This is a genomic window from Acinetobacter sp. WCHAc060042 (assembly GCF_003231195.1).
GTDB lineage: Bacteria > Pseudomonadota > Gammaproteobacteria > Pseudomonadales > Moraxellaceae > Acinetobacter.
Genome location: NZ_QKVN01000001.1, coordinates 20,475 through 37,203, shown reverse-complemented (window position 1 = coordinate 37,203; position 16,729 = coordinate 20,475). Strand labels below are relative to the sequence as shown.

11 protein-coding genes and 1 pseudogene are annotated in these 16,729 nt (G+C 42.0%); 4 read left to right on the top strand and 8 right to left on the bottom strand.

Annotation, left to right across the window (positions count from 1 at the left end):
- Positions 1 to 51: 51 nt before the first annotated feature.
- The 3 genes from DPG01_RS00140 (at position 52) to DPG01_RS00130 (ending at position 3,126) form a co-directional block, all read left to right on the top strand.
- On the top strand, positions 52 to 1,506 hold the full coding sequence (locus DPG01_RS00140; protein WP_110973786.1) for a benzaldehyde dehydrogenase: 1,455 nt from the start codon (positions 52 to 54) through the stop codon (positions 1,504 to 1,506).
- Between the two features lie 33 nt (positions 1,507 to 1,539).
- Entirely contained in the window at positions 1,540 to 2,655 is a 1,116-nt protein-coding gene (locus tag DPG01_RS00135; RefSeq protein WP_110973785.1) for an NAD(P)-dependent alcohol dehydrogenase, read from the top strand.
- 81 nt (positions 2,656 to 2,736) lie between these two features.
- Positions 2,737 to 3,126 (top strand): cupin domain-containing protein, encoded by a 390-nt coding sequence (locus DPG01_RS00130; protein WP_162622310.1) that lies wholly within the window; start codon positions 2,737 to 2,739, stop codon positions 3,124 to 3,126.
- Positions 3,127 to 3,316: 190 nt separating this feature from the next.
- Here DPG01_RS00130 and DPG01_RS00125 read toward each other — a convergent pair whose 3' ends face one another.
- The 8 genes and pseudogenes from DPG01_RS00125 to DPG01_RS00090 all read right to left on the bottom strand — a co-directional run bounded on the left by DPG01_RS00125 (position 3,317) and on the right by DPG01_RS00090 (position 14,915).
- Entirely contained in the window at positions 3,317 to 4,738 is a 1,422-nt protein-coding gene (locus tag DPG01_RS00125; RefSeq protein ID WP_110973783.1) for a PLP-dependent aminotransferase family protein, read from the bottom strand.
- A 74-nt stretch (positions 4,739 to 4,812) separates the two neighbouring features.
- On the bottom strand, positions 4,813 to 4,935 hold the full coding sequence (locus DPG01_RS00120) for a DUF2474 family protein (RefSeq protein ID WP_086208670.1): 123 nt from the start codon (positions 4,933 to 4,935) through the stop codon (positions 4,813 to 4,815).
- 14 nt (positions 4,936 to 4,949) lie between these two features.
- The gene (gene cydB, locus DPG01_RS00115) at positions 4,950 to 5,954 is read right to left on the bottom strand and encodes a cytochrome d ubiquinol oxidase subunit II (RefSeq protein WP_110973782.1); all 1,005 of its coding nucleotides are present in this window, start codon (positions 5,952 to 5,954) and stop codon (positions 4,950 to 4,952) included.
- Positions 5,947 to 7,407 (bottom strand): cytochrome ubiquinol oxidase subunit I, encoded by a 1,461-nt coding sequence (locus tag DPG01_RS00110; protein ID WP_110973781.1) that lies wholly within the window; start codon positions 7,405 to 7,407, stop codon positions 5,947 to 5,949. The genes cydB and DPG01_RS00110 overlap by 8 nt, the downstream gene beginning before the upstream one ends.
- Before the next feature lie 493 nt (positions 7,408 to 7,900).
- Positions 7,901 to 8,596, bottom strand: a complete 696-nt coding sequence (locus tag DPG01_RS00105) for an alpha/beta hydrolase (RefSeq protein WP_110973780.1) — start codon at positions 8,594 to 8,596, stop codon at positions 7,901 to 7,903.
- Positions 8,597 to 9,040: 444 nt separating this feature from the next.
- Positions 9,041 to 11,149, bottom strand: a pseudogene (locus DPG01_RS00100) (TonB-dependent receptor family protein).
- Between the two features lie 400 nt (positions 11,150 to 11,549).
- Positions 11,550 to 12,995, bottom strand: a complete 1,446-nt coding sequence (locus DPG01_RS00095; protein ID WP_086208665.1) for an amino acid permease — start codon at positions 12,993 to 12,995, stop codon at positions 11,550 to 11,552.
- A gap of 417 nt (positions 12,996 to 13,412) precedes the next feature.
- Positions 13,413 to 14,915: a PLP-dependent aminotransferase family protein gene (locus DPG01_RS00090; RefSeq protein ID WP_086208664.1), complete on the bottom strand. Its 1,503-nt coding sequence runs from the start codon at positions 14,913 to 14,915 to the stop codon at positions 13,413 to 13,415.
- A gap of 295 nt (positions 14,916 to 15,210) precedes the next feature.
- Here DPG01_RS00090 and DPG01_RS00085 point away from each other — a divergent pair, with 295 nt between their 5' ends.
- Positions 15,211 to 16,494, top strand: a complete 1,284-nt coding sequence (locus DPG01_RS00085; protein ID WP_086208663.1) for a Glu/Leu/Phe/Val family dehydrogenase — start codon at positions 15,211 to 15,213, stop codon at positions 16,492 to 16,494.
- The last annotated feature ends 235 nt before the right edge of the window (positions 16,495 to 16,729 follow it).

Genomic DNA, 16,729 nt, shown 5'->3' with positions numbered 1-16,729 from the left:
TGAAAATGGATGGATGTGTGGATTGTTTAGGTCAATTTTCAAGAGGTGATTATGTCGATATTAGCAAAAGAGATTTGGGATAAAAAGCTATTCAACGGTTCATGGCAACCAGCCCAACAGACGTATAGCGTGGTTGAAGTGGCGACAGGTCAAGAATTGGGCGAAATTGGCTATGCTTCCTCTCAAGATGTAGTAGAGGCAGCGCAACAGGCAAAAACTGCACAGCAGGCATGGTGGGCACTGAGTTATCAAGAACGCCAAGCGGTATTTGAGCGGGCAGCCATTTTACTCATGGAACACCAAGCAGATGTAATTGAATTGTTGGTGAAAGAAAGTGGTTCCTTACCGCTTAAAGCAGGTTTTGAAGTCAGTATTTCTATTCAAGTGCTCAAGCATTGTATCGGTTTACCTGCTGCGGATCAGGGCACAGTCCTGCCAACCCAAAATGGGAAACTCAGCATCGCAAAACGCTTACCGCTTGGTGTGGTTGGGGTGATTTCACCTTTTAATTTTCCACTCTATTTAGCATTACGTGCAGTTGCACCTGCATTAGCACTGGGTAATGCAGTGGTACTTAAACCAGATGAACGCACAGCTGTGTGTAGTGGTTATGCGATTGCACGTATTTTTGAACTTGCAGGACTCCCGAAAGGTCTGTTGCATGTCTTACCGGGTGGAGCTGAAGTCGGAGAAGCACTGACACTGGATAAAAATATTGCCAGTATTCAGTTTACGGGTTCAACAAATGTCGGGCGTATAGTCGGCGCCAATGCTGCAAAAACCTTGAAAAAAGTCTCATTAGAGTTAGGCGGTAAAAACTCGCTGATTATTTTGGATGATGCCGATATTGAGTTGGCTGCTGAAAATATCGCATGGGGTGCATTTTTGCACTCAGGTCAAATCTGTATGACTTCAGGCAAAATTTTGATTCATCAGAAAATTTATGCACAAGTCAAACAGCGTGTAATTGAAAAAGTGAAGAACTTTGTGGTGGGTAACCCGAGTGAAAGTCATGTCACTATTGGCCCTCTAATTAATGCTAAACAAGCGCAACGTGTCGAACAATTGGTCAATGCAGCAGTTGCAGAGGGCGCAACACTGGAAATAGGCGGATGTGCCGATGGCGTATTCTTTGAACCAACTGTGCTTTCGGATGTGACGGCCAATAACTCAATTTTTAGTGAAGAAATTTTTGGCCCTGTGGCAGTGCTGATTCCTTTTAGCACAGATGAACAAGCGATTGAGCTTGCTAACGATGGAGACTACGGGCTTTCAGCCGGTGTGATTAGCTCAAATGTGGGACGTGCGATGCAGTTGGGGGCACAGCTCAAAGTCGGTTTACTACACATCAACGATCAAACCGTGAATGATGAAACAGTCAATCCATTTGGTGGTTTCGGCTCATCAGGAAACGGAACGCGTATCGGTGGCCCTGCCAATGCCGATGAATTTACCCAATGGCAGTGGATGACTGTACAGACGCAAGCACCACATTATCCTTTTTAATCAGTTGAATCATTTATTACAGGAAGTAATCGTATGAACGAAATGAAAGAAATTATTGCCGCAGTGACGGCATGTAAAGGTGCAGACTTTGAATTGCAAGCACTTAAAATCCGTCAGCCTCAAGGCGATGAAGTACTGGTGAAAGTGGTGGCTACAGGTATGTGCCATACCGACTTAATTGTCCGTGATCAATATTATCCTGTACCACTGCCTGCTGTTCTTGGTCATGAGGGCGCAGGGATTATTGAGGCGATTGGCCCGAATGTCACAGACCTGCAAGTGGGTGATCATGTGGTGTTGAGTTATGGCTATTGTGGTAAATGTACTCAGTGTAATACGGGCAACCCGGCTTATTGCGCAGAGTTCTTTGGTCGCAACTTCAGTGGTGCTGACCTAGAAGGGCATAGTGCAATCTGTACGCATGATCATGCCGTCGTACATGATCATTTTTTTGCTCAGTCTTCCTTTGCGACTTATGCGTTAAGCCGTGAAAATAATGCAGTGAAGGTGACCAAAGAGGTTCCACTTGAACTACTTGGGCCTTTAGGCTGTGGTATCCAAACAGGTGCGGGCGCATGTATCAATGCCCTCAAAGTAACACCTGCGAGTAGCTTTGTGACATGGGGCGCCGGTGCAGTAGGTCTAAGTGCTTTGCTTGCAGCAAAAGTCTGTGGTGCTGCAACGATTATTGCTGTGGATATTGTTGAATCACGTTTGGAGCTGGCTAAACAATTGGGTGCAACCCATGTGATTAATAGCAAAACGCAAGATCCTGTGGCGGTGATCAAAGAGATTACAGGCGGTGGAATCAACTTCGCGCTTGAGTCTACTGGGCGACCTGAAATCTTAAAACAGGGCATAGATGCACTCGGGATTTTAGGCAAAATTGCAGTGGTTGGTGCGCCACCTTTAGGCACTACCGCTCAGTTTGATGTGAATGATTTATTGTTGGGTGGAAAAACCATTTTGGGTGTGGTTGAAGGCAGTGGCGCACCGAAGAAATTTATTCCTGAGTTAGTCACGCTGTATCAACAAGGTAAATTTCCGTTTGATCAACTAGTAAAGTTCTATGCCTTTGATGACATCAATCAAGCCGCGATAGACAGTCATAAAGGAGTTACGCTGAAGCCGATTATTAAAATCGGCTGATGTTTAATGACCTGATCATATTGATGTGATCAGGTCATTCCTTTTAAAAAGTTATCAAAAATAAATTCAGGGAACAGAACAATGGTGGATCAACCTTTTGTGCTAAACACCAATACCATGCCATGGGAATTTATTCCCATTCCTTTTTTAAACAGTGAATTACCTGTTAAGACCTGCTTGCAAGATCCAGATACTGGCATGATGATTTGGAAGTTACGTTATCCAGCTGGATTTAGGACAGTGGAGCATTGGCATCATTGTGCGCATGGCATGTATGTATTAGAGGGACATTTGGTCACCAGTCAGGGGGAGTTTGGGCCAGGAAATTTTGTGTGGTTTCCTGAGGGTTCTGTGATGTTTCATGGTGCGCGAAGTGATAATGATGCCTTAATGCTCTTTATCACCAATAAACCCTTTGATATTCACTTCACCGCAGAAGAAGGACTGTCTAACCTTTCGGTTGAAAGTTAATATTTACCAAAGATGAGAAGATTAAGCGGTTTTAAATTCAAACGCTTTGCATTCAACACTCAATATATTTCAGTTTAAAAATAAGTCTGTACTAACGTTGGATGACATGTTCAGAAGTGATCATGTCATATTACTTTTTACAGGGGCTTATGATTCTAATGAATAAAAAATGCTCCCAATGAGTAGCCACTTAAACAATATTATTTGAATTGAAAGCATTTGGATAAATACATTTGATCAACGTATCTAAGGCATTTTGGATACTGTCATTGATTTCAAAGGAACAATTGATGCGAATATGATGCGGCACATGATCAGTTTGATAAAATAAAGAACCCGGTGCAATACTGATATTTTTCTCTAAGAGTTGCTCATAAATTACATTACCATTCACTTGCTCGGGCAGGGTAATCCATAAAAAATAACCCGATGGATAATAATGAATTTGATAATCTTCAGACAAATGTTCAGATAAATAAGTGTAATACTGATTTTTTAGACGTTTTAAGGTATTACGTAAGGTTTTTAAGTGTTTTTCATAATGTCGATGCGATAAATAATCGACCAAGGCATTTTGAATAAATGAGTTGACGGAAAGTGTGCTCATCAGTTGTAAATGCTGAATATGCTCTGAAAACTTACCCGCATAGACCCAACCAATTCGGAAACCCGCACCCAAAGTTTTTGAAAAAGAAGAGCAGTGTAGAACCAAATTTTTCTGATCAAAGTATTTCATCGACAGCGGTTTTTTATGATCAAAATAAAGCTCTTCATAAACATCGTCTTCAATCAGATAAATATCACGTTCATGCAACAGTTTTGCCAGTTGATATTTGATTTCATCACTTACAGTAAAACCAATCGGATTATGGCTATTGAGCATGAGCAGGCAGACTTTAATTGGATAGCGCTCAATCGCATCTTTAAAAGCTTCGAGGTCAATACCATGTTCGTCATGTTCAGGAATACTAATAACTTTAAGACCCAAATGTTCCGCAGCTTGCCAAGCACCATAAAATATTGTTTTTTGAAGCAAAATATAATCACCCGGTTGGGTCATGGCTTGCAAAGAAAGATTTAAAGCATCCAACCCACCTGAGGTAATCACAATATCGGATGGATCCGTCGGAATCCCTTGCATGCAGTAGCGTTGGGCAATCAGTTTCCGTAACTCAAAGTTACCTGGGGGTAAACTCGGCATTTGTTCATAACTAAGACGGTGCTTGGCACGTTGTCCTAAGGTTTGCATTAGCTTGGCTGAGTACAAGAGTTGACTGTTGGGAAAAGCGATGCCAAAGGGAATCATCTTTTCAGATTGAATGGATTTTAAGTATCTGAAAATTTTAGAGTTGATTTCAATTTTTTCATTGAGGACAACACTATTGGCATTATGCTCTGACTGAGCATCGCCAGTGACAAAGTAACCGAGTTTTTCTTGTGAATAAATCAGCCCCTGCGCTTCGAGTTCCTGATAGGCATTCATCACGGTCATGAGGCTGAAGCCTGATGTTTCCGCTTGCTGGCGCAGAGAAGGTAACTTGTCGTTCGGTTTCCAAAAACCACTCTCAATCAAATGTTTTAGGCTGAGCGCAAGTTTTTCTGATTTATACATATGGCGGTCGCTACAATTAAAAAGCACAGGACCGATATCTAAGGTCCCATGCTCGATTCATAAAAATGATTAATTTAGTATGCAAAACTCAGCATGAGCTTGAAGAAACCCGCAATAAGTGCGAGAGAGATCACGCCAAAGCACCATAATAAAATAAACCATAATTGTGGGCTGAGTCGATCCACAAATTTTTTCATGTTTATCTCCTCTATTAATGATAGCCCTGATCTCCAATACGGACTTTGTCACGGAATACCCAATAAGACAAGAACGTATAGGCTAGGATGATAGGGATTAAAATGGCAGCACCGACTAAAGTGAATTTTAAACTCGACTCAGGCGCAGCCGCTTGCCAAATATTGACCGATGGCGGAATAATATTCGGCCATAAACTAATCACGAAGCCTGTAAAGGCTAAAAACACCAAAGCTAAGGTATAAATAAAGGGCTTGAGGTCATGTTGCTTTTTACATGCAGATAAAATTAATCCAATGAATAACAAGACCAAAATGGGCACGGGGCTAAAATAAAATAAGTTCGGTAAAGAGAACCAGCGCTGTGCAATTTCAGGATGAGTCAGGGGCGTATATAAACTGACCGCACCAAAAATAATGAGCAAAGCTATGATCAAGCGTGGCATTAGATGATACATACGCTGTTGTAAGTCTTTCTCGGTTTTCCAAATAAGCCAGCCGCAGCCTAAAGTGGCGTACATCACCACGACCCCAATGCCTGTAAACACGCTAAATGGAGTCAACCAGTCCAATACGCCGCCACTATAAATACCGTTGCTGGTCTGTATACCTTGGATATAGGCGCCTAAGATCACACCTTGGAAAAAGCTCGATAAGATAGAACCCCAAATAAATGCGAGATCCCAAAGGTATTTGGTTCGAGTGGCTTTGAAGCGAAATTCAAAGGCGACACCTCGGAAAATCAAGGCCACTACCATAAAGATAATGGGTAAATACAGTGCCGATAAAACGGTTGAATAGACCAAAGGAAATGCAGCGAATAACCCAGCACCACCCAGTACCATCCATGTTTCATTGCCATCCCAAACAGGCGCGACCGTGTTCATCATCACATCACGCTCTTGACTACCGTGAATGAACGGGAACAGGATGCCAATCCCTAAGTCAAAGCCATCCATAACCACATAGATGAGTACACCGAGTCCGATAATTCCGACCCACACCATAACGAGATCAATCATGCGGTTTCTCCTTGCTATCTGGAGTAGAGCGATTTGTTGAATCAAGTGATTCATCTACAGCGCTTAGCGGACGTAAAGGGGTTTTAAAATGACCTGGACCTACTTCTTGAACAGCATCTAAGGGAGTGGAAAATGAAGGCCCGAGCTTGATTAAGCGCACCATATAGTAAATACCTGCACCAAATACCACGGTATAAACCAAGACAAAGATGATGAGGCTTAATCCGACCTGATCTGCTGTAACTGTATGCGACAAGCCCTCTTTGGTACGAATTACCCCATACACTACCCAAGGTTGGCGGCCGACCTCGGTGGTGACCCAACCTGCTAGGAGCGCGATATAACCTGTAGGTCCCATAATAATGGCAAACTTATGAAACCAACTGCTTTCATATAAGGCGCCTTTTTTACGTAGCCACAGTGCAGTGAGCGAGAGTAGAACCATCAACATGCCCAAGCCAACCATGACACGAAAGCTCCAAAATACAATTAAGGCATTTGGACGGTCTTCGGGTGCAAAATCTTTTAAGCCTGTGACTTGACCTTCTAGTGAATGGGTAAGAATCAAACTACCTACATAAGGAATTCCAATTTCAAGATCATTCGACTCTGTTTCCATATTTGGTAAAGCGAAGAGTAGTAAAGGCATAGCATGGTCACGGTTGGTTTCCCAATGCCCTTCAATGGCTGCCAACTTTGCAGGTTGGTGCTTTAAAGTATTTAAACCGTGATGATCACCAATCACAACTTGCAGACAAGATGTGATCAGTACCATCCATAAGCCCATGGAAAAGGACTTTTTCACCAACTCATCGCGACGACCTTTGAACAAATGCCATGCTGCGGTGCCCACAACCAGCAAGCCAGACACAAGGAATGCTGCCGTTGCCATATGTGCAAAGCGATAGGGGAAGGAGGGGTTAAATACAATCGCCCACCAGTCTGTCGGGACAATAATGCCGTTTTCGATCGCAAAGCCCTGAGGGGTTTGCATCCAACTGTTGGAAGACAAAATCCAGAACATGGAGATACAGGTGCCGATAGCAACCATTAAGGTGGCAAAGAAGTGGGCTTTGGGACCGACACGCCCCCAACCAAAGAGCATAATCCCCAAGAAACCTGCTTCCAAAAAGAATGCACTTAAAACCTCATAGGTGAGGAGAGGGCCTGTGACACTTCCAGCGATGCGAGAGAATTCACTCCAATTGGTACCGAACTGATAGGCCATGACGACCCCAGAAACGACACCCATGGCGAATGCAACAGCAAAAATCTTAATCCAATATTTAAATAAATCTTTGTAAATTGGATTTTGAGTGCGTAGCCATTTCCATTCCAGCATGGCGAGAAAGCACGCCAAACCAATGGATGTAGCAGGAAAAATAATATGAAAAGAAACAGTAAAGGCAAATTGAATTCTTGCCAACTCAAGTGCAGTTAATCCAAGACTCATAGCATTCTCCATGCTTGGCGAGAGTATCTGCATGGAGATACTTCATCGCTGTCTAGATAAGAGTGATCAAAAAGCATAGATCGTTTCATGAAAAACTACCTACTTAGAATATTCATCCAAATCTTGCATGAGAATGTAATGTAGAAGTAGGTACAAGAATCGTAGATAAAAATATAACAAAATGGATTCATCGCAAGTTCTTGTTATATTTTTCGAACTCTTTTTTGATCAGTTTATTTTTATTCCTTGTTTAAAAATATACAGAAAGTTCTGGCAGGCAGTCAGTTAAAAAATGTTATTCAAAGTTTGTATCGCGTGTCTTAGCATTATTTGGCTTGGCGTGAAACGAGCATATTAAGATCCCTATAGAAAGTCATTTTGTTACGCGACTTTAGCATTGGTTTGAAGTTGTTTTTATCTAATATAAGGATTGTGAGCAGAATAAGGTGCGATCTGAAAAGAGGGAGTCGAAACTCCCTCTCACTTGAGGTGCTTAATGTGCCAGAAAGTTTGCTGCTTCATCAATTAGATCAGATACTTCTTTGGGTTGAGAGGCAAGCGAAGCATGACTTGCATTTAACGAAATAACTTTTTGCGCATTAAGACGTGAAGACATCATCGCTTGGTTTTCAGGGTGGATCATGCGGTCTTCGGTTGAGATTTGATACCACGATGGTTTGATTTTCCATGCTGGATTTGAAATTGTATCGCCAAAAGTACTGTCAACAGGGGCTTTCTGAGTGATTCCCATCACTAAGCCTTCATCATTTGTTAAGTCTTGACAAAAGCTTTCATGATATTTATCTGCTTTTACCCAAAGATAGCCGTCACTATCAGGTTCTAAATTGGGTGCTCCTACGGGCAAATGCAGTTGGGTAATCCCACCTGGACTTTCTCCTGTATCTGGAGCAAATGCTGCAATATACACTAAGCCGACGACATTCGGCTGATTGCCTACTTCAGTTATGACAGCTCCGCCGTAGGAGTGACCGACCAGAAGAACATCACCTTGCACTTGTGCAATCATTTTACGAGTTCGTTCGACATCGTCTGCTAAAGACGTAAGCGGAAGTTCAACGGCTTTCAATGCGGTATAACCGCGGTGAGATAAATCGGTAATAACTTTAGACCAATGGGCTGCACCGCCCCAAAATCCATGTACAAATATAATTGTAGGCTTATTATTCATATTCTATTCCCTAGACTAAATTATCATCTTATCGTGAAAAATTTAGGGAGACTAGCTTGGTTTTATGCTTCTCTGTAGTGTTAAATTTAACTGATTGTAAGTTAAAGAGATGAGTGGGCTAAATTTTCGCAGTCATTTTTGAAAACATATTTATTATTTAAATACTTAATTTTTATATTGAATCTAAAGTTTAGTAAAAAGTAGGGCATAACCTTTTATCGGTTTATTTTAAGGGATTCTAGTATCTTTTATTAGATTTGAAGGTTGTAGGTTGAGTTGAGCAGCTTATGCCGAGGGGCTGACATTTATCAGACAGAGTATCCATTTCAGCTTTTGGTGCTGTCTAGAAATAAAGGGAAAGTTGTTTCAGGCGAGGACATCACTTTTGCAAAGATGAATGAGAGGTGTCCCTGCCTGAATATTTGCTTTTCTAGAATTGAATGTTTAGAAATCAAATGAGGTTTGTAGATAATACGTTTGTGGCGCGCCTACATACATTCCACCGACTTGATCCGCTGAACGTGTGTAGTATTCACGGTCAAATAGGTTCTTCACACCGAAGCCCACTTTGAGACCATTGAGTTGTGTGTTGGAAAAATCATAGGATGCCCGAACACCCACTAAACCATAACCAGGAATGTTGCCATAGCGTCCAGTAGTATCATGGGTGCCCGATGCGGTTTGACCAGATTGACCGTAGAAATTAGTGTTTAGTGTCTATTGATCAACTTTATAGTCTATTCCAGCATTACCTACCCATTGTGAATAAAAGTCGAGATCTTGTCCTTTGTTTTCCCCAGCAGATGCGGTTGCTTTGGTGTAAGTGGTATTGGCATACAGCGAAATACCGCTGAGTTCGTCACTGATTGCACCGAGATTATATTTAAATCCGAACTCGGCTCCTTTGTGTTCAGTGGCACCTAGATTTGAATAAGTTTGAGTTGCATCATCTCGTTTTAATTCATCAGAAAAATCAATATAAAACAGGGTGAATTCTAGGGATAGATATGGGTCTAAATAGTGTGTACCAATTTCATAATTATTGGCTTTTTCAGGTTGTAAGCCTTGCATGGTCAGATAGGCACCTGACGCATTGGTATTGGCCATTTGGCTATATTGTAGTGGTGCAAAAGATTTACCGTAGTTTGCAAAAATATTCCACAAATCATTGGCTTTATACATGACTGAAAAGCTTGGCAATACTGCATCATAGGATTTTTCAGCATGTACTCCGTTGAGTACCGATGCATCTTTATTTAATTTGTACATATTTTCGGTGGTTTTGATTTTCTCAAAACGAACACCAGGAATCAGAGACCATGCACCCACATCTGTGCGGTTGTCGATGAACAATGCATGTGCATCTGTTTTCCCGTCTGCTTTGGTCCAAGCATATTCATTTGTAGGGCCTGTGACCGTGTTATAGCTTGCACGATTAACCGCTTCTTCACTGGTTTCATGTAGATAGCGATAGCCCACAGAGACTTCATTTTCAGTAGTCCCAAGTTGGTATGCATGCGAATACCGCGGCTCGATTGCCGTCACTTTATAATTACGTGGCGCTGTTTGGTACAGTTTTGATCCACTACGTTCCATTCCTGCATCACGGAAGGTGTCAGTGTGATAGGCCAAAAGCTCAAAGGCATTGTCATCTTTTTTATAGCTGTATTTAACTGAACCGTCAGTACGATGCCCTTTCATATAATCATGATTGCGCAAGGACTGATATGGATTTTCAGCAAATTGAGCAGGGGTTAAACCTCCAGGCATATCTACATCTGCATCGTAGCGGTGTAGATTGGCTTCAATTTTTGCATATTCATCTATTGCATAAGCTGCTTTTAAGCGAATATCGTTGATGTCAGAGTCATCATTTTTATCGCGAAAACCCTCTCCATTAACGCCAGAATATAACAGCGCTAAGCCTAAACCGTTGTCTAAGGTTCCACCCACAAATAAGTTGGGGTTAAATTTTACATGACCGTTTTCTGCAATTTCTGTAGTGAGGTCTACCGTTCCAGCAAAGGTTTCAGGAATTGTACGCGAGTTAAAGTTAATAATCCCGCCTACATTTTGTGGCCCAAAGCGAACAGAGCCCGCGCCACGCACCACGTCGATACTTTCAATATTGCCTAAACTAGTGGGTGCTAAGGAGAGTTGTGATTGACCATAAGGGGCAAACGAAAGTGGAACACCGTCCACGAGTACCTGTGAGCGTGGTGAAAACCGTGACGTTAAACCGCGGACACCGATGCTTAACGATGCATCACTCCCAGCTGTTCCTGCATTTTCAGGAGCTTGAATACCAGGCACAGTGCGTAAAGCCTCTTTGACAGAAGTTACGCCTCGGTTAATCAACTCATCACGCTGAATGACTGTACGCGCTCCAGCATGATTTAGTACTTTCTGTGCATTGGCTTCATCTAACCAGTTGCCTTCGGCTTGCACAGTTATCGGGTTAAGCGTCACAGTAGGGTCTGTATCGGCTGCATAAAGTATGGAGGGAAATAAGCAGAGTGTGAGGACTGATTTTTTGAAATGAGGGAGTAACACAAGAGATCCTTAAAATGATGTATAGGTGAAATATGAAGAAAATATGGAGAATTTGTAAGTTTGTGAAATGATAAGCTGACTAGCGAAATCTGTAAATGATAATCGTTTGCTTTTTATTCAAGTGTTATATAAAAATTATTAGAATAAAGGGAATAGTGAAAGCACTTAAAAGTGAGGCGGCAATCTATACAAAATTCTTTTCTGAAAGGGCTCTGCAATATCAAACAGGCTGACAGTTTTCTAGAATATGAATACAAAAAGATAGATAAAAACGGTGGCTAACATTTGAGTAAAAATTGAACTTATTGCTGAGTTTAGCCTAAAAAACCAATGGCTTTCACTGGGAGGCCATTGGTTTTAGTGTATGTTGAATTTTGCTTAATCTGACATTAGTTTAACATTACAGATTGTTGGTCAAGTCCGCCTGAGTGTTATCAGATTTATCTTGAGCATGCTTTCCCCAGTTAAACTTCTGTGCACAGATGCCTAATCCAACAATAAACAATGCAAGTAAACTGGTATAGGTTACTTCTTTGAAATAAGTGCCTTCAACCAACATGGTAATAAGTGCGCCAATAATAAAGAAGATTGCAAGATACGTGAGCCAAGGGAATAACCACATTTTGAAGTCAATCACTTTTCCTTCAGCTTCTAATTTCTTACGCATACGTAGCTGAGAGAAAGCAATGGTGAGATACACGTATAGTGCTGCTGTACCTGTTGCTAGCATGAAAATATCATAGACATTCATGCTTTCAGTTGCAGTGAGGTAAGTGGCTACTAAAGCGAATATTGATGAGATCAAAACGCCCATCCACGGACTACCATTACGGTTGATTGAACCAAAGCTTTTCGGTGCATCACCACGTTTAGACAGTGAAAACAGCATACGTGAACAGGTATAAAGTGCAGAGTTAAAACAGCTACATACTGAAGTGAGTACCACGAAATTTACAATGTGTTTCGCTTCAGGAATACCAAGTGCTGACAACGTTACGCTATATGTTCCCCAAGTTGGATCTTTTAACAGCGGGTTGTTATGTGGAATCAGGCAAACGGTAATGAACATTGAACCCACATAGAACAGCATAATACGCCATACGACCGAGTTAGATGCTTTGCGGATTTCTTGAGCAGGATTTTGTGACTCTGCCGCAGCGACAGTGACAATTTCAGCACCAATATAGGCAAACATTACCCCAAGCAAGGCAGTAATAACCGCAGAAAAGCCATTTGGCATGAAACCTTCTGCTGTTAAATGCGTCATACCTGCTGCGCCACTTTGACTCCAAGGCCATAAATGCATGATTGCTAAGCTACCAATGACCAAGAAAATAACAATCGCGATAACTTTAATCAGTGCAAACCAGAACTCAAATTCACCGTAGTTTTTAACGTTTTGTAAGTTCACTAAGACCAAAGACACAATCACTAAGAGCATGTAGCCCCAGATTGGCATAAAGGGGAACCAACTGTTGAGAATTTTACCTGCGACATAAGCTTCCCAACCCATGAGTAGTGCCCAAGAGCACCAATATAGCCAGCCAATGGTAAAACCAGCCCAACGACCAATCGCACGATCAGCGTAGGTTGAAAATGAGCCACTATCTGGATTGAGAACAGCCATTTCACCCAGCATGCGCATAATTAATAGGATGAGTAATCCGCCAAAAGCATAAGCCAGAACTGCAGCAGGACCTGCCGAGTAAATGACATTACCCGAGCCAATGAAGAGTGAACCACCAATTACACCAGCAATCGAGATCATTGTGAGATGGCGTGACTTAAGTCCATTTTTTAAGCCCTGAGATGCATCCGGCACAGAGGTATGTTGAGGTGCTTCCATATAATTTTCCTTAATTTTAAGGATGTAGTTTCAAAATGGGGCGAAGCCTTTTTCGCACTACTCATCCTGTAAAACTGTAACCGAATTCTCAAAGGCTTTATCAATATTAAGGTAAAAATTGATAAACCTGATGTTTCTAGCAATGCGCGAAAAATCACACTTTGGTTACAAAACGGTTACATGTTGTTTATGTATGCACTTAATTTCTCTTTTTTGTTCTAAGGAAACGAGAGCCATTTTTTAGCATTTGAAAGGAGCCAATTACATAGAATATGTGAAAAGTCGCAGAACCAATCTTTACTCTAGAGGGAAGAATTTATAGAATGAAGCAGCAGAGTTGGGTCTTGTCACTGCTGCTTTAGTCGTAGATGGATTAAGCGACTTGTTAGTTTAACTTTATAATTTATAATAAAAATATTAGTTAAGTGTACGAATGCCTGCATTGCGTAGACACTTGAGTAATACGCCAAAAGCCACCAATATTTCTTGCTCACTGACACAAGCAAAGCCCAATAACAGCCCTTTTTGTCGCGTTGAATAATGCTTGGTATAGTATTGCGATAGTGCGCGAACTTTCACCCCTTGATCAAGCGCATTGCTAGCAATCACCACATCATCTATAGCACTTGGCAGTTTTAAAATCAGATGTAAACCTGCTGCGGTATTATATTCATGTAGGAAATCTGCACCGAGATGGCGTGTAATTAGATCAATGAGAAAAGCATGGCGCTTACTATACAGCAAGCGCATACGGCGAATATGTGCTTCATAATGCCCTTCACGAATAAACTCAGCTAGCACTTTCTGATCAAGCAAATGTCCACCGCGATACAGCTCTGATGCCACAATGCGCAAGGGAGAAAACAGCTTTTTAGGTACGACCAAATAACCAATCCGCAAAGCAGGGTATATGGTTTTGCTGAAGGTTCCCATATAAATCACTGGTGCATCTGGCTCCAAACCTTGCAATGAGGGAAAGGGTTGTCCTGAAAAACGAAACTCACTGTCATAATCATCTTCCACAATCCAACTTTTATGTTGGCGTGCAATTGAAATCAGCTGTTTACGACGTTCTAAACTTAAGTGTGAACCCAACGGATACTGATGTGATGGGGTCACAAAAATCAGTTTGGGCGGGCGTTTGGGCTCTAGATCAGGAATAATCCCTTCTTGATCGACGGGTAGCGAGCGCAAATTTACCCCATTAATACGCAATATATTTCGTGCCCCCCAATAGGCAGGATCCTCAATCCAGACCTCATCTCCAGGGTCGCTTAACGTGCGTGAAACCAGATCAATGGCTTGATGTGTTCCCTCGGTAATAATGATTTGGTCTGCATCACATTGCACTGAGCGAGCAATTTTAAGGTATTCAGCCAGTTCCTGACGCAGTTCTAAACATCCTCCCGCATTGCTATAAATCAGTCGATTAATTTCAGGTTCACGGCTAAGGCGCATTTGAATTCGACTAAAAATATGATGTGGAAATTCGGTAACGTCAGGTGCGCCGGGTACGAAAGCTCCCCACTGGTAAGGTGATGCAGCTGAATAACCAATCAGATAGGAACCCCGTTGTGACAAGCTATAATTTTGCTGGATCTTTTTTTCTTGGGCCTGATTTTGGGTGTTTTCAGCTTTGACTAAGAAAGACTCAGGCAGTTTTTCTGCGACCCATGTGCCTTGACCAGTCCGTGCCTCAACATAACCTTGAGCCTGTAATTGCTCATAGGCACTTAGGACCGTATTGCGCGACACTTTAATTTCTTTGGCCAAATCACGCGATGCAGGTAGGCGGGTTTTAGGTGCGAGTACGCTATCAATAATGGCGTTGCGTAAACAGCGAAATAATCGCAATTGTAGGGTTCCGTCGGTATCTTGCTGTAATCGTTGCAGCAAATAATCTCCAAGCAAGCTACGCAATTGGCTCTCTCCTACAAAATCAAAATGGCTCTCGTGAGAGCAATAACCGCAAGTGCAAAATTATCTCGTCAGGCAGCAGTTGTAAAGCATCTTGCTTGTATACATTTGGCGCAAAAGCCCGCGACTTAGGGGGCTGGAAATATACACAACTCGCGTCCAAAGCAAAAGTTTTTTTAGACGATTTCAAAATACAAGCAGGGTTGTTTAAACGTACACATTGAGAAATGCCTACAGGTTTATAGACATTGATTTTGAGCAAGCATGTCGGCGCTTGCATTATAGATAGGATTTAAAAATGAATACCATGGTCAAAGGTCTCACATATTCGGGACAGGGTGAAACCGCTTGGAACAATTATTTAAAACAACTGGACAAAGTAGCGCCTTATTTGGGTGAGTTGAGTGAGCGTTTAGACATGCTTCGTCGTCCGAAGCGTAGTCTTATTGTTGATATCCCAGTGATTATGGATGATGGCTCAGTTAAGCACTTTGAGGGGTATCGTGTTCAACATAACCTGACTCGTGGGCCAGGGAAAGGTGGCGTGCGCTTCCATCCAGATGTGAACTTAGATGAGGTGATGGCACTATCTGCATGGATGACCATCAAGTGTGCGGCATTGAATTTGCCTTTTGGGGGCGCTAAAGGCGGTGTTCGTGTTGATCCAACTGAACTTTCTCCACGTGAGCTTGAACGCTTAACGCGCCGTTATACCACCGAAATTAATTTAATTATTGGCCCTCAAAAAGATATTCCTGCCCCTGATGTCGGGACTAACCCGCAAACAATGGCATGGATGATGGACACATTTTCCATGAATGCAGGTTCAACAGTGACAGGTGTCGTGACTGGAAAACCTGTGCATTTAGGTGGTTCTTTGGGTCGTGTCAAAGCGACAGGCCGTGGTGTGTATATTTCAGGGCGTGAAGTCGCACAACAAATTGGTCTGGATTTGGCGGGTGCTCGAATCTGTGTTCAAGGCTTTGGTAATGTTGGTAGTGAAGCTGCCCTGCTATTCCAAGAAAATGGTAGCAAAGTGATTTGTGTACAGGACCACTCAGCGACCCTCTATCAAGAGCAGGGGATTGATGTTCAAAAGTTGATGCAATACTCAAAAGCACACGGGAAAATTAAAGGTTTTGCAGAGCAAGATGAAATTCATACCGCGAACTTTTGGCAGATTCAGGCTGAAATTTTTATTCCTGCTGCGCTTGAAGGGGTAATTGATGCTGCTGTGGCACAAAGCATTCAAACCAAAATGATTTTAGAAGGTGCTAATGGCCCGACATTAACGGAAGCGGATGAAATCTTAGCTGAACGTCAAATTACTGTTGTTCCTGACGTGATTTGTAATGCTGGTGGGGTAACCGTGAGCTATTTTGAATGGGTACAGGATCTTGCAAGTTATTTCTGGACAGAAGAAGAGATTAATCAGCGTATGGATGCGATTATGAAAAATGCTGTATCGGATGTTTGGTTAAAAGCGAGTGTTGCTCAGTGTTCTTTACGTACAGCAGCTTATATTTTGGCGTGTGAGCGAATTTTAATGGCACGTAAAGAGCGCGGCATTTACCCTGGCTAAAATGTGAGAAGGTCAGAGCAATGTTCATCATGTCAATACGAAGTGTTTCTATCGGTTGCTATGTTGAGTTGGAATGGCTCTACACGTAGGTTGATGTTGTAATGGCACCTTTTTAAAAGGTGCCTGTTTTTTATTTTGTAAGCTGTTTATTTTTAATAAATAAAAAAATATTTGGAAAATAATGATGCAGCATACTGGTAAATTGGCTCTCTTCATCTGATAGAAAGTGGCTCTC

Bases quoted from the DNA above. Each gene is read 5' to 3' on its own strand.
- DPG01_RS00140 (WP_110973786.1), top strand. From the start codon at position 52: ATGTCGATATTAGCAAAAGAGATTTGGGATAAAAAGCTATTCAACGGT.
- DPG01_RS00135 (WP_110973785.1), top strand. From the start codon at position 1,540: ATGAACGAAATGAAAGAAATTATTGCCGCAGTGACGGCATGTAAAGGT.
- DPG01_RS00130 (WP_162622310.1), top strand. From the start codon at position 2,737: ATGGTGGATCAACCTTTTGTGCTAAACACCAATACCATGCCATGGGAA.
- DPG01_RS00125 (WP_110973783.1), bottom strand. From the start codon at position 4,738: ATGTATAAATCAGAAAAACTTGCGCTCAGCCTAAAACATTTGATTGAG.
- DPG01_RS00120 (WP_086208670.1), bottom strand. From the start codon at position 4,935: ATGAAAAAATTTGTGGATCGACTCAGCCCACAATTATGGTTTATTTTA.
- cydB (WP_110973782.1), bottom strand. From the start codon at position 5,954: ATGATTGATCTCGTTATGGTGTGGGTCGGAATTATCGGACTCGGTGTA.
- DPG01_RS00110 (WP_110973781.1), bottom strand. From the start codon at position 7,407: ATGAGTCTTGGATTAACTGCACTTGAGTTGGCAAGAATTCAATTTGCC.
- DPG01_RS00105 (WP_110973780.1), bottom strand. From the start codon at position 8,596: ATGAATAATAAGCCTACAATTATATTTGTACATGGATTTTGGGGCGGT.
- DPG01_RS00095 (WP_086208665.1), bottom strand. From the start codon at position 12,995: ATGGAAGCACCTCAACATACCTCTGTGCCGGATGCATCTCAGGGCTTA.
- DPG01_RS00085 (WP_086208663.1), top strand. From the start codon at position 15,211: ATGAATACCATGGTCAAAGGTCTCACATATTCGGGACAGGGTGAAACC.